This is a genomic window from Epilithonimonas lactis (assembly GCF_900110605.1).
Classification (GTDB): domain Bacteria; phylum Bacteroidota; class Bacteroidia; order Flavobacteriales; family Weeksellaceae; genus Epilithonimonas; species Epilithonimonas lactis.
The window spans coordinates 898,233-914,056 of sequence record NZ_FOFI01000001.1 but is presented as its reverse complement, the minus strand read 5'-3'; the positions used below and the strand labels follow the sequence as shown (position 1 = coordinate 914,056).

At 41.3% G+C, this 15,824-nt stretch carries 14 protein-coding genes; 7 read left to right on the top strand and 7 right to left on the bottom strand.

Annotation, left to right across the window (positions count from 1 at the left end):
* Window positions 1–307: 307 nt before the first annotated feature.
* The 3 genes from BMW39_RS04265 (at window position 308) to BMW39_RS04255 (ending at window position 6,107) form a co-directional block, all read left to right on the top strand.
* A complete protein-coding gene (locus BMW39_RS04265; protein WP_074719295.1) occupies window positions 308–997 on the top strand; it encodes a hypothetical protein in 690 nt (229 codons plus the stop codon).
* Between the two features lie 65 nt (window positions 998–1,062).
* Complete coding sequence (locus tag BMW39_RS04260) at window positions 1,063–5,496, top strand: lectin-like domain-containing protein (protein WP_034977641.1); 4,434 nt, start codon at window positions 1,063–1,065, stop codon at window positions 5,494–5,496.
* A gap of 26 nt (window positions 5,497–5,522) precedes the next feature.
* The gene (locus BMW39_RS04255; RefSeq protein WP_034977639.1) at window positions 5,523–6,107 is read left to right on the top strand and encodes a hypothetical protein; all 585 of its coding nucleotides are present in this window, start codon (window positions 5,523–5,525) and stop codon (window positions 6,105–6,107) included.
* A gap of 111 nt (window positions 6,108–6,218) precedes the next feature.
* Here the strand turns inward: BMW39_RS04255 and BMW39_RS04250 are convergent, their stop codons facing one another.
* A complete protein-coding gene (locus BMW39_RS04250) occupies window positions 6,219–6,935 on the bottom strand; it encodes a hypothetical protein (RefSeq protein ID WP_034977636.1) in 717 nt (238 codons plus the stop codon).
* A 329-nt stretch (window positions 6,936–7,264) separates the two neighbouring features.
* Between BMW39_RS04250 and BMW39_RS04245 the strand changes: the two genes are divergently transcribed.
* Complete coding sequence (locus BMW39_RS04245) at window positions 7,265–8,983, top strand: helix-turn-helix domain-containing protein (protein WP_034977634.1); 1,719 nt, start codon at window positions 7,265–7,267, stop codon at window positions 8,981–8,983.
* An 88-nt stretch (window positions 8,984–9,071) separates the two neighbouring features.
* Here BMW39_RS04245 and BMW39_RS04240 read toward each other — a convergent pair whose 3' ends face one another.
* The 3 genes from BMW39_RS04240 to BMW39_RS04230 form a co-directional block, all read right to left on the bottom strand.
* Complete coding sequence (locus BMW39_RS04240; protein WP_034977632.1) at window positions 9,072–9,593, bottom strand: hypothetical protein; 522 nt, start codon at window positions 9,591–9,593, stop codon at window positions 9,072–9,074.
* A gap of 41 nt (window positions 9,594–9,634) precedes the next feature.
* A complete protein-coding gene (locus BMW39_RS04235; RefSeq protein ID WP_131474353.1) occupies window positions 9,635–10,429 on the bottom strand; it encodes a hypothetical protein in 795 nt (264 codons plus the stop codon).
* An 858-nt stretch (window positions 10,430–11,287) separates the two neighbouring features.
* The gene (locus BMW39_RS04230) at window positions 11,288–12,160 is read right to left on the bottom strand and encodes a hypothetical protein (protein ID WP_034977627.1); all 873 of its coding nucleotides are present in this window, start codon (window positions 12,158–12,160) and stop codon (window positions 11,288–11,290) included.
* A gap of 831 nt (window positions 12,161–12,991) precedes the next feature.
* Here BMW39_RS04230 and BMW39_RS04220 point away from each other — a divergent pair.
* From BMW39_RS04220 to BMW39_RS19280, 3 genes are read left to right on the top strand one after another with little or no spacing between them, the layout of a single operon-like run.
* On the top strand, window positions 12,992–13,387 hold the full coding sequence (locus tag BMW39_RS04220) for a cupin domain-containing protein (RefSeq protein WP_245750443.1): 396 nt from the start codon (window positions 12,992–12,994) through the stop codon (window positions 13,385–13,387).
* A gap of 28 nt (window positions 13,388–13,415) precedes the next feature.
* Window positions 13,416–13,928 carry an O-acetyl-ADP-ribose deacetylase gene (locus BMW39_RS04215; RefSeq protein ID WP_034977619.1) on the top strand — a complete coding sequence of 171 codons (513 nt, stop codon included), beginning with the start codon at window positions 13,416–13,418 and terminating at the stop codon, window positions 13,926–13,928.
* Window positions 13,928–14,077, top strand: coding sequence for a hypothetical protein (locus BMW39_RS19280; RefSeq protein ID WP_165569355.1), 150 nt, complete (start codon window positions 13,928–13,930; stop codon window positions 14,075–14,077). The genes BMW39_RS04215 and BMW39_RS19280 overlap by 1 nt, the downstream gene beginning before the upstream one ends.
* Window positions 14,078–14,156: 79 nt before the next feature.
* Here the strand turns inward: BMW39_RS19280 and BMW39_RS19130 are convergent, their stop codons facing one another.
* The 3 genes from BMW39_RS19130 to BMW39_RS04205 form a co-directional block, all read right to left on the bottom strand.
* Window positions 14,157–14,423 (bottom strand): hypothetical protein, encoded by a 267-nt coding sequence (locus tag BMW39_RS19130; protein ID WP_131474352.1) that lies wholly within the window; start codon window positions 14,421–14,423, stop codon window positions 14,157–14,159.
* 307 nt (window positions 14,424–14,730) lie between these two features.
* Complete coding sequence (locus tag BMW39_RS04210; protein WP_051880012.1) at window positions 14,731–15,204, bottom strand: response regulator transcription factor; 474 nt, start codon at window positions 15,202–15,204, stop codon at window positions 14,731–14,733.
* A 58-nt stretch (window positions 15,205–15,262) separates the two neighbouring features.
* The gene (locus BMW39_RS04205; RefSeq protein ID WP_034978010.1) at window positions 15,263–15,622 is read right to left on the bottom strand and encodes a response regulator; all 360 of its coding nucleotides are present in this window, start codon (window positions 15,620–15,622) and stop codon (window positions 15,263–15,265) included.
* Window positions 15,623–15,824: the final 202 nt, after the last annotated feature.

The following is a 15,824-nucleotide window of genomic DNA, read 5'->3' as shown; positions in this document are numbered from 1 at the left end:
TTTCATGTAGCTCTGATTTTAGATGTTTTGTGCTGATGCTAGGAGCGCCACCTATGACAATGTCATTCAGAGGGACCTGATCTTTTCGCCGTCGAAATAAGAAAAGTAAGATACCATGATCTATCAATGGACCGATGATGATCTATCCACTAAACTTTTCAATATGTCCTCTCTATTTTAGACCCTTAATATCTGTATAAGTCCTGCACGATTATCTGCCCAAAAAATAATATTTATGTTAAAATCTTAACAAACTTATCAAGATATCAATATTATCATTAATTTTACCCAGCACAAAATCAGATGATTGGATAATTTTTCCCACTCAATTTTTAAGGTCAGATATATACTGAATTACTTCGTGGGTTCCAGTGTTTCGCTGTATTCTATTGCATCACTTCTATTCGTTTTTCACTCCAGCCTATTATCAGCACAAAAAATTTCCGACGGCAAAAGACAGGGTCCTGACGTTATCTCGGTTATCGGAGGTGCACAGATCTATTCCACAGATGAAAGTTTCAATGCCTATATCGTCAATAACAGCACCAAGGTAGATGGTTCTATAACGATCGTTGGAGAAAAACATGGTAGCCGGAAACTAATTGTAAAAAGTGAAGGAGGAATTAAAGATGGTAGAAGGAACTTTGCGTCCCATATCAAAGAGAACCAGAGGAAAAAGGATGCTTCAGATCTGAAAAAGGTCAAAGCCCAACTTAAAAAATATGAAGAACAAAAGGCCCATCTCCTAGTAAAGGTCGTAGAGGCCCCTGGCTCCTCTGATCGTTATTTTCGATCAAAATATTCTTCTCGGTCAACTGCAGTTCCCAATTTTAATAAGAATGATGTTTCTAAATCCTGTATCGTTCAAGACAGTTATATTTTAAAACGCGCGCTTCACGACTTACATTATCAAAAATATCTATTTTACAACAATAGATCTCTAGCTCTTTCTTTTACGTTGGTCTTTTCTGTGAGACCTCCCCCTGTTTTAGCTTAATTTATCGAATTTTTATTAAATCTTCATCTCACTTTTTTTAATGAGATGTGCTAAAACATTACCATATGAATTATAAATTTACTTTTGATCAGCTAAGGAAGCTGTCCATTGCCACTACGCTTATTTTGGGGGCTTTGGTCTCGGGGCAAAACAATGGTCCCGCATTGGAAATGGCAACAGGAGCAGGGAATCCAACTGGAAATGGTCCAGTACTTACCACTGTGATCAATTTTCAGAATAATACAGATAATCCTGGAGGGACTACTTTTACCACACATAATCCACTTCTGTCTGCAACTTACACGATATCGAATCCACGTTTGACAAGTTCTGTCAACAGCTCTCCCCTAAATATCGGACATAATGGTGCCGCGGCACCCATCTTCGATCTGATGAACAGTCAGGGAGTGCCTGCCAATGGCAACTTCACTTCAGCATCTTCTGCAAATGGCACAGGTGTGATGATCGCTAACAACAGAGCAGTTAGAATGTATGTAATGACCTATCCATTGAGGGTCGCGGCAAGATCTACAAGTGGTATCCACGCATTGGCCGACCTGACCATAACATTCAATAGACCAGTGAATAATCCAGTGATCCACCTTGGCGGACTTGGAGGCACTGCAAATTCAGGTCTGGGATTCTCCGGACATTTTAATATTACCGCATCAAATGTCGCTTTGGCAAACTTGTCATTAACACGGCTTTCAGGGATCGATGCGACTGGTTTTCAAACCTCAGGACTTACCATTTCCAATGGTGCAGCTGTCATGACGGGTTCAGGTACGGGTTCCGGAAGTGGCTCGGTTAGGATCAACGGAACCGGGATCACAACTTTGACCTTCACTGTCTCTATCAAAGGCGACGGTACCCAGACCGCAACTACAGCTTGGGCTGACAGTAATACCGATACAACGACAGGTGAAGCTTTCACCATGGGATTCTCTGCTGCAGAGAGCGATATCCAATTGACGAAGACCATGGCGAATACAGCCGTTGCGGTAGGTGGTACTACGAGTTTTACAGTAACTGCCAGAAACAATGGACCTTCAAATAACGCAAATATCAATATCACTGATGTGTTACCGTCTGGATATAACTATAATGGAGCGGCAACAGTAAGTAGTGGTGTATTTAACCAGGCCACTGGTGTCTGGAATATTTCATTATTAAACAATGCCGCCTCTGCAACGCTCACAATACCAGTAACTGTAATGGCTTCAGGCAATTATACCAACACGGCGACATTGACAAGTTCTACCGTTGTAGATTCCAGATCTTTTAACAATTCAGCTACAGCTGCCAGGCTTTTGGATTCTGACGGAGATGGCATATTTGACGATAATGATCTGGATGATGATAATGACGGGATTCCCGATACACTGGAAAAAGGGATATGCGGAACACCTGGAACAGTTACCAATATGACCGGCTACAAAGCGGGTGTTTATGATGGTGTACCCAATGTGGATGCTTGGGCGGAGATGAATGCCAGTACAACATTTCCAACGGCTAGCTTCAATCAGATAGCAACGTTTGACTACAATGAATTCGCAGCTACACAGAATGCATTTAATTTGAATTTTACAGCTAGTGGAAACGTATCAGCTACGACCCCGAAAGTCTCCAATTACCAGGGAATAGCTTTGTCACCAACTCAGCATGAATATGCAATTGTTTTTTCAAAAATAATAAATGCTGATGAGGTCGGCACCTATCAATATACTTTGACAAATGCCGACAACCATGTATTCGTATATAAAAATGGGTTGAAGGTGGCCTCTCGTCAAAATGTCTACTCGTCAGTGATACCAGCTGCGAATTTTGTAACTATTTCAGTCGTTCTGGGAGATAGGATAGATGTGGTCCTGGTAGAGGAAGACGTTAATAATACATACATTACGATGTCTGCAACAAAGACCGCCGGTCAGTGTATTCGTAATACAGATGGTGATGGTATTCCGGACCATCTGGACCTAGATTCAGACGGTGATAGTTGCTTCGATGCAATCGAGGGAGACGAAAATGTAATTCCTTCGCAATTAAATGCAAATGGAAGTATCAACACTGTTACGACAGGAGGTCTTAATGCACAAGGTATCCCAAATCTTGTGAATACAGGCGGAATAGCGGATACAGGCAGTGATGCAGGCCAAGGGACAGGAGATTCCCATAGTAGTTCCGCCAATACACAATGTATTGATAGTGACGGTGATGGCATTCCGAACAATTTGGACCTGGATGATGACAACGATGGGATCCTTGATACTGTGGAAGATGCCTGTGCAACAGAGGGATCGCCTGTTTATAGTAATGATTTTGGAACAGGAGCTGCAGCCACTATAGATGACCCGTTTGTAATTGGGCACACACGTGTTACTGGAGATCCTGGTGACGGTTTTTATATCGTTACAACTTCGGGCGCACGCACTGCAACATACACCAGAACAAATCTCATAGGGGAACTAGACGCCGGTAATCCTAACATAACTGCTGGAAGTACCAATGGAAGATACTTAATGATCAATATCAATTCACCAGTAACAGTTAATCAAGCTATATATAGAACTGGTAGTTTACCTGTTACCATTGGAACCAGGTACCGTTTCCGGTTAGATCTGGCTGGTCTTGCTGATGGTGCGGTAGATATCCCGGATCTTCAGATCTCTCTAAAAGACACAAGTGGTAATATCCTGGCAACGGCCAATTCAGGAGCATTGGGCATGGCGAATGACGATGTGTGGAGGCGACTATCTTTAAATTTTGTAGCTACTACGACCAGCGTTGTTCTGGAGATTGTCAATTTACAGGGTAATGCTAACGGAGGAAACGATACAGGAATTGATAATATCGTTTTGGCACCACTCACTTTATGTGATGCAGACAATGATGGGATTCCAAATTCTCAGGATCTAGATTCAGACGGCGATGGCTGTTTTGATGCCATTGAAGGAAGTGAAAACGTACTTCCTGGACAATTGAATCCTAATGGAAGTATAAATACAACCAGCACAGGCGGTTTTGGCACTGCATTCGGCATCAATGCAGGTGTGCCTAATGCTGTTAATTCTGGAGGTGCGGCAGATATTGGTAGCAATGTAGGACAGGGCATTGGTGATTCTCAGAACAGCGCTGTAAATATACAATGTCTTGATACAGATGGAGATGGTTACACGGATAATATTGATCTCGATGATGACAATGATGGTGTCTTGGACTGTATCGAAAAAGGACTTTCAGGAGGAACTGTCAGCACTGTATTTCAGCTTAATGGCAATGCAACGCAATTAGCAGCTAACGAAGCAAGACTTACATCGGACGCAGCAACTCAGGCAGGACAGATGTGGAGCCGTGGAAAAGTGGATTTCGGTAAAAGTTTTACTCTTTCCTATAGAGCCAATCTTGGTTCGAAAGATGCTGCAGGCGCTGACGGTATAGCAGCAGTATTCCACAATTCACCAGCAGGGCTTAATGCCACCGGTTCTACAGGATCGGGGATAGGCGCACAGGGTATTGCCAATGGTCTTGTCTTGGAGATCGACACCTATTTCAATGAAGGCACATTCGGGGATATTGTAAATGACCATGGTCAGATATGGGTGGCTAGTAATCAAACGGCTACAGGATTTTTAACCACGGCAACAGATCTGGGTAATCTGGAAGATGGTGCTTATCATAATGTTGTTATCACGTGGAATTCTACCACGAAAAATCTATCATATACTGTAGACGGAATCAATGCAGGATCGTACACATTCCCTGCGGCAAATCCAATTACAAGTTACTTTGGTGGTGCTAGCAAGGTCTTCTTTGGCTACACTGCCTCTACAGGTGGCTCCTTTAATGAACAAAAAGTCAGTTTTGTAAACCTTTGTTCGGATCTTCCTGTAGAATTAGACACAGACGATGATGGGATCCCTGATCATTTAGACCTTGATTCAGACAATGATGGCTGTTTCGACTCTCTAGAAGGTGATGAAAATGTAACGGTGAACCAGCTTAACACAAATGGTAGCATCAATACAACCACCACAGGCGGACTTGGATCAACTTTCAATGTCAATTCCGGGGTCCCGAATCTCGTCAATTCAGGAGGTACCGCAGATATTGGTGCAGATATCGGACAGGGAATAGGTGATTCTCAGAATGCATTGTCAAGGGCGTGCTCGTGTTACAGAAAACCTATACTCAATGCTGGCACTAATGTGCCTGTTCAGCACGGTATTACCGCTTTAAGTAGAGCTGGGGGCAATGCAGTAGAATGGCCAACTGTGAGACAAAGCGCCTGGACCGTTCTCGAGGCTAATACCAAAGGTTTTGTTGTAAACAAAGTAGCCTTTGAAAATGCAGATAATGATGCCTCTACCCCAACAACACCGATCGGTATTCCTATGACAAATTATGTAGAGGGGATGATGGTGTACGATACGACCGCCAACTGTCTTAAGATCTACAATGGTACATTCTGGAATTGTTATAGTACTCAGTCTTGTCAATAATCAAGTTTAAAATCAATAGAAAAACAATGAAAAATATTATAAATTTCGCTCTCGTCTTTTTTGGCAGTTTTGCGATAGCACAAGTAGCTATTGGAAAAGCTTCTATTTCTGTCATTCCGTCTACGACGACGCCCAATCCGTCAATTTCTTTGGAATTTGGTAATTATACAGCTCCTCAGGGGAAAGGGATCGTTTTACCTTGGGTCGTCTCTGCAACAGGTACTATAGATTCCGTGACAGGCACTTTGATCTACGATGTGAATGATAAGATCGTCAAATACAAAAACAGCGCAACGACGTGGTTCAACCTATCAAAGAATGAAACGACCTTGGTAGATGGTACGATGAATTATGACACGACCGGAGCTGTGAATACCACTCTTCAGAATTCACTGACAGATGCTGCAACGGCAAAGACGAGTATCGGGACACCGACCGATGTTCCCGGCATACTGGTCTTGGAAGATGGAAACAAGGCGATGGTGTTACCCAAAATGCCGAGTCCCCATCTTAATATCATCAATCCGGAACCTGGAACAATGGCGTACGATACGCTGACCAAACAGCTGGCCATCTACAATGGCAAAGTATGGTCCTTCTGGAAACCTTAAAGAATATTGTAGATCAAATATACGAAGCCACCTCAGAGATGAAGTGGCTTCGTTATTTCTTAAAGATCGAACTTGCTGACCAGCTACTTTACCGATAGCCAACGAAGAGATTCAATTAGAGATCTTATAGATGTAGAGGTTGACCTTTGCACTGCTCAGTAATGCGACATCAACCGGTAACAAACCAGAAACATTGACCGCAAAAGTCAGCGTATCCCCAGCATTTAGCTGTACCAAAGATGTAAGTTTTGTGGAGGTTATAGGTACGGAAGCAAGTGTGATACCTAGCAGTGAGACTCGTACGCCGTCAAAGATTTTCTCGTCCCACAATACATTTCCATTTTTGATCAGACCCAATCTCTTCCCACCTAGAACTTCTAGATTGACACCGGCGTTGAACTGAAATTCATAATTGACGGCATAGGTCCCACTTTGTGCTGCTGTATATACCCCTGCATTGAACAATTGGGCATTGCCAAGCTTTGTATCAAGTGCACCCGTAAGATTGATCTTGGACCATGAATTTCCGAGGCCTAGATCGAGAAGTGACCATGAACCGGTCTTTGAGGCATAATAGGCATTGGCATTGGCGATAATTAGGATGTCAGAACTGATCTCCTTTATTTCGAAATCACCAGTGGAAGCATTCTTATCCCTTAAGAGAATGGTGCGGTCGCTATTCACAGAAGTGACAGATGGAATGTTTCTGACCTTTAGATTCCCATTGATATCCAAAGTAGCTTTTGGGTCTGATGTGTTGATACCGACTTGAGCCGTGCAGATATGTGCCACAAAGAAAAAAATAAAAGACATAAGATACTTTTTCATAATCGTGTTATTTATCATTACTATTAAAATTCAGGTTACCTTGATATTTTATCACGATCAAAGGAGATCGACATCCATCGATTTCTCAATTATTTTTGTGAGGCTTCCATTTCAAAATTAGCAACACGGATTTTTAAAAAAAAATATTCAATGTATCAATTTTCGAATTAGTACAGATAATCGGTTGTCCATAACCATCAGGAAACAAATGATTTATATTCCAATATCATTCATAATTAATTATAATTATTAAAATGAAAATGTTATTTCGTTTAGCACGATTTTAGCTGTTTTGATACAAAACCTAACAGCCATAAAATCAACTTTAAATGGGAAAGTTCTATTTTTTAATAGGAATCTTATTTTTCGAGTTGCCGAGAGCTCAAAGTAAGGACCATTCCGACAATCAAATTTTCAGCAAAGATTTTCAGCACTCTCAAAAGAATGCCGATCGCACTCTTGAGATCGCTAAAGGGAAGATACGGACCGCAAAGAAGAAAAAGAAGTATGCACATATGGCGAATGGGTATCAGGATGCCGTCTTCTCTTCTCATTCCAAAGAGGTCAAACTAAAATATGCCGACAGTGCGGTCGTTGCGGCCTTGTTATCAAAGAATGACCATGTGATCGCCAATGCCTTTCTCCTCAGAGGTAAAGTTTACCATTATAGTTTTCGACAATATAAAGATGCATTGGATGATTATATAATGGCGTTCGACATTACCAGATATTCAGCGGATGCTTATTTACAAAATGACCTCTCTTACCATATCAGCATCTTAAAGTGTAATTTGGGCTATTTTGAATCAGCTTATAGAGACCTTCAAAAGACCACCGCTTTTTTTAAGAGAAACCAACAGACGAAACGCCACCAGAAGGTACACCTGCAAAACGTCAAGGCCTACTATAATAGCCTCCATCAAATGATCGTCTGCCTTAGACATCTTCGTGATCTCAAGCCGATCGACTCTCTGATCGGTGTTGGCCTAGATCAAACGCAGAACAGACTGGAATTGCAACTGGAATATGGTCTTTTTTTAAAGGAGCAAGGTATTGAGCAGTTTCGCAAAAAAAATATGGATAGCGCAATACGGTCTTTAAAAAGGTCATTGGAATACCTGAGCGTTGATGACGATCTTACCTGGGAACCGGTAAACTACTTCCATATTGGTCAGATCTACCTGGCATCAGGCGAACAGCACAGAGCCATAGGTTACTTTCAAAAAATAGACTCAGTATTTCAAAAACATCATCAGATACTCCCAGGTGTTCGAGAAAGCTATGAGTTACTTATCAATTATTATAAAGCACAAAATGATGTTAAAAAAGAACTTTACTATACCAGACAACTTCTAAAAGTTGACAGGGTACTTTCCCAAGATGTAAATTACTTGTCATCGACCATACATAGACGATACGATACCGCTAGATCGGTACTGGAAAAAGAAACATCGGAGAGACCAGCGGAGATCGCTTTGGTCGTTTGCCTTATTCTAGCGTCAGCATCTATTATCGTTATTGTGATACGAAAAATGAGAAATGAAAAAAAGGCGAAGAACGATCACTGGATACTGGAAAACAAAATTCTTGACAACGCCGTTATCGCTGCTGAAAAAATCGACCAGCAGCTTTCTGAGGGTGAGGGGTCCATATTAAATGAGGAGACCTCAGATAACATTTTGGCAAAATTGAAGATCTTCGAGGAAGCAACAGGTTTTACAGAACAAGGGCTGACCCTGCATAAGTTAGCGAGTAGATTGGAAACCAATTCCAACTACTTGTCACATGTCATCAACCAGTACAAGGGGATGAATTTTTGCAGGTACATCGGTGAGCTGAGGATCAAATACATTACAGAAAAATTAGAGAATGACAAAACGTATCTCAGTTACAAAATTGAATACCTGGGACATGAATGCGGAATTTCTTCAAGGACCAATTTTTCCAACCTCTTTCGGGAGATCAACGGGATAAGGCCAAAGGATTTTATAAAAAATAGATTGAGAAAGATCAGAGACGATGAGGAGGCCTTGAAAATAAATAAATAAATAAATAAATAAATAAATAAATAAGGTCTCATCATGCTCGATCTACCAATACCAGAGAAACATCAACTATTTAAAAATTACGCGGCACTCATTTCCAGTAACTCCAATTTACACCATCATATAACGCCAAGGTATCCGATTCCCTATCATAGACCATTGTTCCTGCTACGGCACCTTTCATATTTAGGTTCGGGCTTGAGACCCCTGGCAGGACAAGGGCCCTCAAGGAAGATTCTAGGATCAAAACCCCATCCTTGTTAGTGCTGCTATTACCAATGATCGCTCCTTTGGCTGATGCAACATCATGTCCTGAGTTAATGAAATTATGGTTGATGCCCGAGGTCTCATTTTTTGTAAGGTCTGTCCATCCGCCATTTCCAGAGTTCGCACGCCCTTCCCAGACCTGTACCGACCGATCTTTTGCACTGTAGATAAAGGTTCCCCCGATCGAGCTTTTCGAGGACAAGACCTGCGGTAAGATGATCCCCTTATTTTCATCTCCGAACTCTAAAAGAACACTTGCATTGGTCACACTCTTCTTACCGATGGCTACTTGAGCACTGGTCAAGGTACAGACCCCAAAGCTGAACACTGTCAGAAATATTTTCATATTATTTTTTAAATAAAACTCATAAATGGTCGGTTGAGATACTAATCTTCATTACATCCACGGTCTATACAATTCCATCCTATTCTCTTAGGATCGATCTTGGGTGCTTTTCCCCTATAGATCTGAACGCACTTCAGATCTGTATTATAGACCATCATTCCAGGTATTGCATTGAGTGCGTTTCTCTGGTCCGTCGTAACATGGGTAATGACAAAGCCTTTAGTTTCGCTATCCAGTACTATATGACCATTCGGAACGGTGTAAGGCCATTTTACATTTTTTTCATTTACATTGTCAATACTTTGTTTGGTCGTAATTCCCAGTTTGGAATAACTGTCAGGTGTGCCTGAAGCTCCTGGTTTTAGACACACCGGAACAGACACGCCGAAATTGACATTTTTTATACTTGGACTTGCAGCATTAAATCTGACCGGTACCCTGAGTTCCGGCGCACCATTTTTGACACCGCTGCCAGCGAGATTACCTGTTCCGTAATCTTCTCCGACCATATTCCAACCTTCTGGGAGTATGGACATGCTATATGGATATGTCGAAGTGACGTTCCGTGTATCAATGATGACCTGATAGTGGTTATCATCTGCATCAAGCATAGTTGAAGGAATATTGTAAGTTCCGTTTGGGTCGACGTTTGTTTTTGCAAGTATCTCTCCGGTAGTGACCCTTACCAGATACACAAACAGAGGAATACCTTTGATAGAGCCGATACCGGTTCCATTGATAACGGCGCTACCATCTCTATCTACGAAAAGTTCTCCACTGACCTGACCTGGGACGGCACGATCGGCTAAGGAGAATTTAACTCTAACGGGATCCAAGACCTTTGGTCTTGCAATAATACCCAGCTCTTGATCTTTATAAGATGTCACTTTCAGGTCACCATAGTGGATAAGGCGTTGACATTTTTTGTCAGTTGCTGATAATACATTTTCACTTGTATTTATCTTTGAATCGATCTGCCCTGAATATACAATGAGTGTATTGACAGACGGAAGATCTGTTATCTCACTTTTAAAGAAATCCTGTTTATCAGCGGCAGTATTAGCAAGAAAATGATAATTGCCTGGAACTTTTGCAAGAGAAAGACCCGATTTTAAAAGTAAACAATAAATAGATATCTTTAGCATTTTCATTCGATAATAATATATATTGACAAATTAATTTGATAAAATTTCGGTTATTCTTTCAAAATGATAAATTTAATGATTTTAGATAAATGATAATACATATTTTTTGTTTTGATCTTATTTTACCTGAAGATATCGAAGCCCTGATTCAACGATCCGATCCACTGAAGCCACTGCCAAGGAAATAACAGTTCTAATTGCATTTCATATCTCTATCTATAAGCTAATTCTCCAGAAGTTAACGTTATACCATATGATGGTTGACCAAATTTCAATCAAGCGAAATTGTTTTGTTTCAAGCGTATTGAAATATCTTGCATGCAGATCTTAATTGAATGTTTAAATTGGATACTACTGCAGTATTTTCACAAGAACCGAGACCTCACAATGAATGTGACAGACCTTCGGAAAACAAAAGTACGCTTTCCAGATTCTGACGCCCCTCTATTATTAACTCCCCAAAAAAAATATGCTTATCCTTGATGGATAAGCATATTCAATATCATTTATCGATCATGTATCGTAGTGGTCGATCCTTAGGAAACATCTCTAAAAGACCTTTCTTGCCAACAGGATATTTAGCAGAAATGAGGCGGTCCAGTTTGCAGAGTTATTTACATTGGTCCCTATCTGATCGACCCTTGCAACGGAAACTGTGATTCGGGTCTTTCCATTGACATTTGCTATACCGACAAATGAGGCGATAAATACATCCGGAAAACTTGAGCTATTTCCCGTAGTAAGCGTTGGATAAAGATTGGTTATATTGAATGCTGGACCTTGATATTCGTAGACCAGTAGCATCCTCGCCGCATTTGAGTAGTCAGCCGTCTGGGCCGTAACTGTCGATGCCTTGGAAACGATCCACCACACATCTGTCCCTGTGCCAGAATCGTAATTTGTATTTGAGTGGTTTATCCAGTCTGCAACCGTACCGTTATGTGGAGGAATTCTTACCTGTGTTCCATAGATCTCCACATTATTGGGCTTTGGAAGTACCGTAAAGGACAGGTCCCATGTGCCAGCTGTTGTATTCCTGTTATTGACCACTTCTGCATAAGCGCCTGGTGGGATGACAAATGTGCTTACAGGTGTATTGTCAATTCGAAGTGTGTTGCTATTCGAAGCTTGCAGTATAACATTGAAATTTGAAATGTTCTTTATCTTATACAACCTGCCGGAATAGTTTGTAGCCGCTGTACCGATGGGTGGTAAAGTAAAGGTCGAAGCTGCTGTTCCGTTATATGTAACGTAATGGTCCAACGCATCCAGAGTGTAAGCTGTGGAAGTTAGTTCTTTGTAATTGGCACCAAATGAACCATTGACGGTCAAAGTACTATTTGGCTGTGTTGTATTGATACCTACCTGTGCACTAAAAAATACCGAAGTGCTTAACCCTAGAAGTAGAAATAGTCTATTCATTTATAATTCTTTTTTTTTGATTTCGCAAAAATAAAAAAATATTGATAAAAATATCCTAAAATATTAACTTTATGGATGTTATATTTATGTTACATTATCATGAGCTTTGACGACGTGCGAGGTTCAATGTTCGCAGATCTGGAATATCACAGCTTTGACCTCATATCGATGTCCTTTTGATCATCAAATAAAACCTAGATATACTTCATGTAATTTACTTCCAACTAAAACATAAAAGGAACTGTAAAGGGATGCGCTATATATTACCAATTGAATTCCGATATCCTCCTAAAAATAATTTGATATTGTCATCGCTGTATCTGTAGAATAAAAATGATCATAGCACAGGCAGAATAACACACTTCGGGACCCTCTAAATATTGTTTATTTTGAATAACTGTATCGTTATTTTTTCGGCCGAAAAAAATTGACCACTACTCGACTGCCCATGATATCAAACTCGTCATCCGCATCATTAGATCCTGGAGTTTTTAGATCAGTACAATGCCGTTTCACCAATTGCTGTAAGACCATTTTTTTCAGAAATGAGATATTTTCTCCTTCACACTTCGAGCTCTTCGATTTTGGAAATACATCACTTGGATAAAAATATCGATCCTTATTTTCCTCACCTTTGACCTGTCGATCTGTAAATAAATGTGTATAAAGTGAAGATCCGGGACCTGGAGGATGGATCAAGACCATACAAATAAGATGTCGTCCAACAATGTGCGATCGATCGGAATTATCAGTATCTTTAAATTTCGAACGGACAACTAATCAAAAATGATAACAATAACACGGTTCACAATGCTCGCCCTGATCGGTATGATGACTCAACAGCATGTACAAGGCCAAAAGGCCACTACAGCAAAAGAACAACCTGTCTACACTTTGGAAAACTGTGTGAACGAATTCAACAAGGCCAAGGCAAAAGAAACGAGATCAGGATATCAATACTGGTTTGCCGATAAAGATCTTACACACGAGAATACCTTGAAGATGAGCATCGTGGCACCTGGAAGATCGACACACCCACCCCATCATCATCCTGAGGAAGAATTGTTTTATATCCTTGAAGGGAACGCCACTTTCTATCTAGACGGCGAGACCGTCGAAGTAGGACCTCATACGAGTTTGTATTGCCCACCAAATGCTGAACATGGCATCAGTAATGCCGGATCGGGGGACCTGAAATACCTGGTCATAAAAAAAGACCTTCGTTGATCGTCATTATAGAACAAAACGAGATCCAATGATAGCAGTAATAAGGGGAGATATCACAAAAGTACATGCGGACGCCATAGTGAATGCTGCAAATTCCTCTTTGCTTGGAGGAGGAGGCGTCGATGGTGCCATCCATAGAGCAGGCGGACCAGAGATCCTGGAGGATTGCAGGAAGATCATTGCACGACAAGGTGGATGCAAGACGGGCAAGGCTGTGATCACCACTGCGGGCAGATTGCCTGCAAAATATGTGATCCATACGGTTGGACCAGTGTGGAATGGAGGATCGACAAATGAGAGAGATAGGCTTAAGGACTGCTACCATAATTCCTTAGCTCTCGCCCTGGCAAACGATTGCAGGTCGATAGCATTCCCAAATATCAGCACAGGTATCTATGGGTACCCGAAAGAAGAGGCCGCCATCATCGCAGTGGGAACGGTCAAGGACTTTCTCAGTGACCATCCGGTACTGGAGGTCATATTCGTGAGTTTTGATGATGCAAGTGAGCAGCTGTTACGAGCAGCACTAAAGACCGATTGATGGCAGAACCTAGTACAGCAAATTTATCCACCGTCTATCCCGGTTCACAAGGAATGTCTTTCCATGACCGGTCCGCCAAGACACAGATCACCTTCTTATGTCTTGACAACAGACATCAAATGGATATCGGTAGTAATTATTTCGGATAAGACGGTCCACGTACTGAATGGGCAAGATCACTCGACAAGGTGAGACCAATGATGAAAACATTCCGCGATTTGAAACTTATTAAGTTTGGTCAAATATCACATGTATATGTTCATTATTTCTGGTATTGCCGCCACCGAGTGTAAACGTAGAGCACCATTGAGAAAAGACCCATCCAACAGGTGATCTGTAAGCTTGCATCTGTTGAGACAGGTTCGTCTGAATGACCAGTTCTATTCGTGAAACAGATGGAAAAGGTCCTTTGACAACCGCATAGAACTGAAGTGATGTATGACCGGCGTTTCTAAAAGAGCAAGATCTATCCGACAATGTAGTCTTTATTTCCAAAATGCATGATAAGGTCATGGCGTGCGACCTGAATAAAGGTCTGGGATATTAGACAGCGATCACCTTATTTGATCCGTGTCAAAGTCGCAGGAAGTATGAATGGTGATGAAATAACGAGGAAGAACAAGCTCCTGTAGATCGTCAAATATTCGATCTGCCATATGTGAACTTCACATTTTGATTTCAGGTGTCTGTTCAAGAAGGATCTTTATGAAATGCGGAACAATGTATTATCCTACAGGAATGTAATATCCCGCTTAATAACGTATCGTACTTAAGTGCAACCGATGATCATACTGTACACAACCTATTTCTCCTTTATGATCTCCTGCACCTTTGCAAGGAGTTGTTCGAGATCGAAAGGCTTGGGAATGAAGTGGTCCGGATGGCAGATGTGACCTATCTCTGCCAGCTTTGCATGTGCACTCATGATGATTACAGGAACATCGATGTTGTAGACGTCCCTTTTGATCTCAGAGCATAGGTCGATGCCTGAACCGTCAGGGAGCATGACATCGAATATGTAAAGGTCTGGATCCACATCCGTAACTCTCCGTTTAAATCCATCGACCGTTGAAAATACCTGAACTTCGTAATTTTCACCTGAAAGTACTATCTCAAGCACTTCCCTTATGTTGGGGTCATCTTCAACTACAATAATTTTCCGCATATTCAGGGATTGCAATAATGGAACCAAGAAATTGTAGACGTCCTTAAATATATTGGCCGCTTGAATGAAGACCAAACTAGAGATAAAGATCCATGGAGACCTATCATCCATTTTCAATGGTGATGTTCGGATTAGATGACACCCACAGCACATCCGTATGTGATGGCTATCAGATCAATTTTGAGACAAGTCCTTCCAATGCCTCGATATCGAAAGGTTTTGCGAGATATCCGTCTGCATGCGCCATTTGGGAAAGGGTTGCCACATCGTTCTTTGCCGTGATGAAGATGACCGGGATACCACTGTAAGAACTATGGGACCTTATCAAGGCTGTCGCACTGAGCCCCCCTATGGTGGGAATGTTTATATCCATCATGATCAGGTCAGGTTCAAAATGGTCTATCCTTTCGATGATACCATCAACAGTTTCAGCTGTTTCGACCTCATAGCCTATATCGGTGCATATGATGCACACAACCTCCAAAGTGGCTTTATCATCATCAAATATCAGAATTTTCTTTCTATTCATAAACTCAACTGTGGGCCGTCCATCAGGGTCTGAGATTTGTTCTGTCAATGGACATGGCAAAAATAGTTGTTAATAGAACACGTCGATATGATTTGAATCATATTGGTGACTGTGAATATATTTCAGCGATACCTGGCGTTCTACATAATGATACAGGCTATAAAATATTATATTTTAGTTGATTATCATAGAGACGATGATA

What these genes read in the sequence shown, in the direction of transcription:
- BMW39_RS04260 (WP_034977641.1), top strand. Translation starts at nt 1,063, where the DNA reads ATGAATTATAAATTTACTTTTGATCAGCTAAGGAAGCTGTCCATTGCC.
- BMW39_RS04255 (WP_034977639.1), top strand. Translation starts at nt 5,523, where the DNA reads ATGAAAAATATTATAAATTTCGCTCTCGTCTTTTTTGGCAGTTTTGCG.
- BMW39_RS04250 (WP_034977636.1), bottom strand. Translation starts at nt 6,935, where the DNA reads ATGAAAAAGTATCTTATGTCTTTTATTTTTTTCTTTGTGGCACATATC.
- BMW39_RS04245 (WP_034977634.1), top strand. Translation starts at nt 7,265, where the DNA reads ATGGGAAAGTTCTATTTTTTAATAGGAATCTTATTTTTCGAGTTGCCG.
- BMW39_RS04240 (WP_034977632.1), bottom strand. Translation starts at nt 9,593, where the DNA reads ATGAAAATATTTCTGACAGTGTTCAGCTTTGGGGTCTGTACCTTGACC.
- BMW39_RS04230 (WP_034977627.1), bottom strand. Translation starts at nt 12,160, where the DNA reads ATGAATAGACTATTTCTACTTCTAGGGTTAAGCACTTCGGTATTTTTT.
- BMW39_RS04220 (WP_245750443.1), top strand. Translation starts at nt 12,992, where the DNA reads ATGACTCAACAGCATGTACAAGGCCAAAAGGCCACTACAGCAAAAGAA.
- BMW39_RS04215 (WP_034977619.1), top strand. Translation starts at nt 13,416, where the DNA reads ATGATAGCAGTAATAAGGGGAGATATCACAAAAGTACATGCGGACGCC.
- BMW39_RS19280 (WP_165569355.1), top strand. Translation starts at nt 13,928, where the DNA reads ATGGCAGAACCTAGTACAGCAAATTTATCCACCGTCTATCCCGGTTCA.
- BMW39_RS04210 (WP_051880012.1), bottom strand. Translation starts at nt 15,204, where the DNA reads ATGGATGATAGGTCTCCATGGATCTTTATCTCTAGTTTGGTCTTCATT.
- BMW39_RS04205 (WP_034978010.1), bottom strand. Translation starts at nt 15,622, where the DNA reads ATGAATAGAAAGAAAATTCTGATATTTGATGATGATAAAGCCACTTTG.